Origin of the sequence: Kitasatospora sp. NPDC056327 (genome assembly GCF_042261735.1) — a bacterium.
GTDB lineage: Bacteria > Actinomycetota > Actinomycetes > Streptomycetales > Streptomycetaceae > Kitasatospora.
In genome coordinates, this window is the sequence record NZ_JBHJRC010000411.1 from 1 (window position 1) to 5,786 (window position 5,786).

General features: G+C 78.4%; 2 protein-coding genes. One reads left to right on the forward strand and one right to left on the reverse strand.

Annotated elements, in window-relative coordinates; all coding sequences use genetic code 11:
- Positions 1-2,854 (forward strand): type I polyketide synthase (locus ACFCX4_RS34165; protein WP_376151009.1); only part of this gene is annotated, 2,854 nt, incomplete at its 5' end.
- A 78-nt stretch (positions 2,855-2,932) separates the two neighbouring features.
- Here the strand turns inward: ACFCX4_RS34165 and ACFCX4_RS34170 are convergent.
- Positions 2,933-5,786 (reverse strand): type I polyketide synthase (locus ACFCX4_RS34170; RefSeq protein ID WP_376151009.1); only part of this gene is annotated, 2,854 nt, incomplete at its 5' end.

Sequence of the window (5,786 nt, forward strand, 5' to 3'; positions counted from 1 at the left end):
CCCCACCCTCCGACCCAACCACCCCGAAACCCTCACCCTCCACACCGCCACCGCCACCGCCCACACCACCGGCCACACCACCACCTGGCCCACCCACGGCCACACCATCACCCTCCCCACCTACCCCTTCCAACGCACCCGCCACTGGCTCGACCTGCCCGAGACCGTCGGCGATGCCGCGGACCTGGGCCTGGACGCGGCGGGCCACCCGCTGCTGGGGGCCGCGGTGCTGCTGCCGGAGGACGGCGGAGCGGTGGTGACCGGGCGGCTCTCGCCGCGCACCCGGCCGTGGCTGGCCGACCACTCCGTGGCCGGCACCGCGGTCCTGCCCGGGACGGCGTTCGCCGAACTGGTGCTCAGCGCCGGCGAGGAGGTCGGCTGCGACGTCCTGGAGGAGCTCGAACTCAGGACCGCGCTCGCCCTGCCGGAGCGGGGTTCCGTCCCGCTCCAGGTGACGGTCGGCGCCGCGGACGGCGCGGGACGCCGACCGGTGACCGTCCACACCCGTGGCGAGGACGGCCAGAGCGTGCTGGCGAAGGGCACCCTGGCCCCGTCCGACGGCTCCCGGCCCGCCGGCGCGACCGGCGCGTTCCCGCCCGCCGGCGCAGCCGAGGTGGACCTGGCCGCGCTCTACGAGCGGCTCGGCGCCGCCGGGCTGGACTACGGGCCGGCGTTCCAGGGCCTGCGGGCGGCCTGGCGGCACGGCGAGGAGGTGTACGCGGAGGTGGCGCTGCCCGAGTCGGTGGCGTCCGACGGCTTCGGCCTCCACCCGGCGCTGCTCGACGCGGCGCTGCACCCGATGGCCTTCACCCCGGACACCCCGGAGGGGGAGGTCCGGCTCCCGCTGGCCTGGTCGGACGTCCGGCTGCACGCCGTCGGCGCCCGCTCGGCCCGGGTGCGGCTGACGCCCACCGGGCCGGAGACGATCGCCGTGTCGGTCACGGACGCCCAGGGCGCCCCGCTGGCGGAGGTCGGCGAGCTGCGGGTTCGGGCCGCCCGGCCGGAGCAGCTGGTGGCGCGCGGTCGGGAGAGCCTGTACGAGCTCCACTGGCCCGCCCTGGAGCCGGCCGCCGGCGCCGGGGCCCCGCCGGTCACCGCACCGGCCGCCGACGCCGCCGCGCTGGCCGCCGTCCCCGCCGGCACCGAGGCCGTGCTGGCCCGGGTGCCCACCGCCGGCGAAGGGGACGGCGACGTGCCCGGCCGGGTGCGCGCGGTGCTGGAGTGGGCGCTGGAGCTGGCGCGTGCCTGGCAGGCCGAGGACCGGTTCGCCGACGCCCGGCTGGTGTTCGTCACCGAGGGCGGCACCGGCGACCGGCCCGCGGACCTCGCCCACGCCGCGGTGTGGGGTCTGGTGCGCAGCGCCCAGACCGAGAGCCCCGGCCGCTTCGGCCTGGTGGACCTCGACGGCACCGCCGCGTCCGAGGAGCGGCTGCCCGCCGCGCTGGCCGCCTCGGAGCCCCAACTGGCCCTTCACGAGGGAGCCGTGACGGTCCCCCGGCTGGTCCGCGCGGCCCGCCGGAGCGCGGAGCCGCGGGGCGGCCAGGAGGGACGGGACGGGCAGGACGCGCCGGTGTTCGCCCCCGACGCGACCGTGCTGGTGACCGGGGCCACCGGGGTCCTCGGCGCGCTGATCGCCCGGCACCTGGTGGCCGGGCACGGCGTCCGGCGGCTGCTGCTGGTCAGCCGGCGCGGTCCGGCCGCCCCCGGTGCCGACGGCCTGCGCGAGGAACTGCTCGCCCTGGGCGCCCTGGAGGTCACCGTGGCCGCCTGCGACCTGGCCGACCGGGCCGCCACGGCCGCACTGCTGGCCCGGCACCCGGTGACGGGCGTGGTGCACTCGGCCGGGGTGCTGGACGACGCCACGATCGCCTCGCTGACGCCGGAGCGGCTGCACCGGGTGCTGGCCGCGAAGGTGGACGCCGCCTGGAACCTGCACGAACTGGCCGGTGACGCCTCGGTGTTCGCCCTGTTCTCCTCGGTCTCCGGCCTGGTCGGCGGCGCCGGGCAGGCCAACTACGCGGCGGCCAACGCCTTCCTGGACGCCCTCGCCGCGCACCGGCACGGGCTGGGACGGCCGGCCGTGAGCTACGCGTGGGGCCTGTGGGAGCAGGACGGCGCGGGCATGGCCGACACGCTCGGCCGTGCCGACCTGGCGCGGATGGCGCGGATCGGCATCCTGCCGATCCCGGCCGCGCTGGGCCTGGAGCTCTTCGACGCGGGGCTGCGCTCCGGGCGGGCCGCGATCGCCCCGGTCCGGCTGGACCTGTCGGCGCTGCGCGACCCGTCGCCCGTCCTGCGCGGCCTGGTGCGCGTCCCGGCCCGCCGGGCCGCCGCCGGGGTCGCGGCCGCACCGGCGGCCGTCGCGGTGGCGGACCGGATCGCGGGGCTCGCCGCCCCCGAGCGGGCCGAGGCCCTGCGGGACCTGGTGCAGGGCTTCGTGGCCGAGGTGCTGGGCCACGGCGACCCGCGGGCGCTGGACGTCGAACGCGGTCTGCTGGATCTGGGCATCGACTCGCTGACGGCGGTGGAGCTGCGCAACCGGCTCGGGGAGACCCTGGGGCACCGGCTGCCGTCCACGGTGGTGTTCGACTATCCGACGATCGCCGGCCTGGCCGGCTACCTGGACGCCGAGGTGCTGCCGGCGCCGAAGTCCGGGCTGGAGGAGCTGGACCGGATCGAGGAGCTGCTGCTGGCCCTGCCGCCGGAGGGCGAGGAGCGGGCCCGGCTGGCGCAGCGGCTGCAGGAGATGCTGACGAGGGCCCGCGGCCCGGTGGACGACACCGCGCAGCTGCTGGAGTCGGCCTCGGACGACGACCTGTTCGACTTCATCGACGGCGAACTCGGCCTGGGCTGAGCCCCCTTCCACCGGCGGCGGACCGCCCGGGAGCCCCCGCGGGGGCTCCCGGGCGGTCCGCCGCCGGTGGAAGGGGGCTCAGCCCAGGCCGAGTTCGCCGTCGATGAAGTCGAACAGGTCGTCGTCCGAGGCCGACTCCAGCAGCTGCGCGGTGTCGTCCACCGGGCCGCGGGCCCTCGTCAGCATCTCCTGCAGCCGCTGCGCCAGCCGGGCCCGCTCCTCGCCCTCCGGCGGCAGGGCCAGCAGCAGCTCCTCGATCCGGTCCAGCTCCTCCAGCCCGGACTTCGGCGCCGGCAGCACCTCGGCGTCCAGGTAGCCGGCCAGGCCGGCGATCGTCGGATAGTCGAACACCACCGTGGACGGCAGCCGGTGCCCCAGGGTCTCCCCGAGCCGGTTGCGCAGCTCCACCGCCGTCAGCGAGTCGATGCCCAGATCCAGCAGACCGCGTTCGACGTCCAGCGCCCGCGGGTCGCCGTGGCCCAGCACCTCGGCCACGAAGCCCTGCACCAGGTCCCGCAGGGCCTCGGCCCGCTCGGGGGCGGCGAGCCCCGCGATCCGGTCCGCCACCGCGACGGCCGCCGGTGCGGCCGCGACCCCGGCGGCGGCCCGGCGGGCCGGGACGCGCACCAGGCCGCGCAGGACGGGCGACGGGTCGCGCAGCGCCGACAGGTCCAGCCGGACCGGGGCGATCGCGGCCCGCCCGGAGCGCAGCCCCGCGTCGAAGAGCTCCAGGCCCAGCGCGGCCGGGATCGGCAGGATGCCGATCCGCGCCATCCGCGCCAGGTCGGCACGGCCGAGCGTGTCGGCCATGCCCGCGCCGTCCTGCTCCCACAGGCCCCACGCGTAGCTCACGGCCGGCCGTCCCAGCCCGTGCCGGTGCGCGGCGAGGGCGTCCAGGAAGGCGTTGGCCGCCGCGTAGTTGGCCTGCCCGGCGCCGCCGACCAGGCCGGAGACCGAGGAGAACAGGGCGAACACCGAGGCGTCACCGGCCAGTTCGTGCAGGTTCCAGGCGGCGTCCACCTTCGCGGCCAGCACCCGGTGCAGCCGCTCCGGCGTCAGCGAGGCGATCGTGGCGTCGTCCAGCACCCCGGCCGAGTGCACCACGCCCGTCACCGGGTGCCGGGCCAGCAGTGCGGCCGTGGCGGCCCGGTCGGCCAGGTCGCAGGCGGCCACGGTGACCTCCAGGGCGCCCAGGGCGAGCAGTTCCTCGCGCAGGCCGTCGGCACCGGGGGCGGCCGGACCGCGCCGGCTGACCAGCAGCAGCCGCCGGACGCCGTGCCCGGCCACCAGGTGCCGGGCGATCAGCGCGCCGAGGACCCCGGTGGCCCCGGTCACCAGCACGGTCGCGTCGGGGGCGAACACCGGCGCGTCCTGCCCGTCCCGTCCCTCCTGGCCGCCCCGCGGCTCCGCGCTCCGGCGGGCCGCGCGGACCAGCCGGGGGACCGTCACGGCTCCCTCGTGAAGGGCCAGTTGGGGCTCCGAGGCGGCCAGCGCGGCGGGCAGCCGCTCCTCGGACGCGGCGGTGCCGTCGAGGTCCACCAGGCCGAAGCGGCCGGGGCTCTCGGTCTGGGCGCTGCGCACCAGACCCCACACCGCGGCGTGGGCGAGGTCCGCGGGCCGGTCGCCGGTGCCGCCCTCGGTGACGAACACCAGCCGGGCGTCGGCGAACCGGTCCTCGGCCTGCCAGGCACGCGCCAGCTCCAGCGCCCACTCCAGCACCGCGCGCACCCGGCCGGGCACGTCGCCGTCCCCTTCGCCGGCGGTGGGCACCCGGGCCAGCACGGCCTCGGTGCCGGCGGGGACGGCGGCCAGCGCGGCGGCGTCGGCGGCCGGTGCGGTGACCGGCGGGGCCCCGGCGCCGGCGGCCGGCTCCAGGGCGGGCCAGTGGAGCTCGTACAGGCTCTCCCGACCGCGCGCCACCAGCTGCTCCGGCCGGGCGGCCCGAACCCGCAGCTCGCCGACCTCCGCCAGCGGGGCGCCCTGGGCGTCCGTGACCGACACGGCGATCGTCTCCGGCCCGGTGGGCGTCAGCCGCACCCGGGCCGAGCGGGCGCCGACGGCGTGCAGCCGGACGTCCGACCAGGCCAGCGGGAGCCGGACCTCCCCCTCCGGGGTGTCCGGGGTGAAGGCCATCGGGTGCAGCGCCGCGTCGAGCAGCGCCGGGTGGAGGCCGAAGCCGTCGGACGCCACCGACTCGGGCAGCGCCACCTCCGCGTACACCTCCTCGCCGTGCCGCCAGGCCGCCCGCAGGCCCTGGAACGCCGGCCCGTAGTCCAGCCCGGCGGCGCCGAGCCGCTCGTAGAGCGCGGCCAGGTCCACCTCGGCTGCGCCGGCGGGCGGGAACGCGCCGGTCGCGCCGGCGGGCCGGGAGCCGTCGGACGGGGCCAGGGTGCCCTTCGCCAGCACGCTCTGGCCGTCCTCGCCACGGGTGTGGACGGTCACCGGTCGGCGTCCCGCGCCGTCCGCGGCGCCGACCGTCACCTGGAGCGGGACGGAACCCCGCTCCGGCAGGGCGAGCGCGGTCCTGAGTTCGAGCTCCTCCAGGACGTCGCAGCCGACCTCCTCGCCGGCGCTGAGCACCAGTTCGGCGAACGCCGTCCCGGGCAGGACCGCGGTGCCGGCCACGGAGTGGTCGGCCAGCCACGGCCGGGTGCGCGGCGAGAGCCGCCCGGTCACCACCGCTCCGCCGTCCTCCGGCAGCAGCACCGCGGCCCCCAGCAGCGGGTGGCCCGCCGCGTCCAGGCCCAGGTCCGCGGCATCGCCGACGGTCTCGGGCAGGTCGAGCCAGTGGCGGGTGCGTTGGAAGGGGTAGGTGGGGAGGGTGATGGTGTGGCCGTGGGTGGGCCAGGTGGTGGTGTGGCCGGTGGTGTGGGCGGTGGCGGTGGCGGTGTGGAGGGTGAGGGTTTCGGGGTGGTTGGGTCGGAGGGTGGGG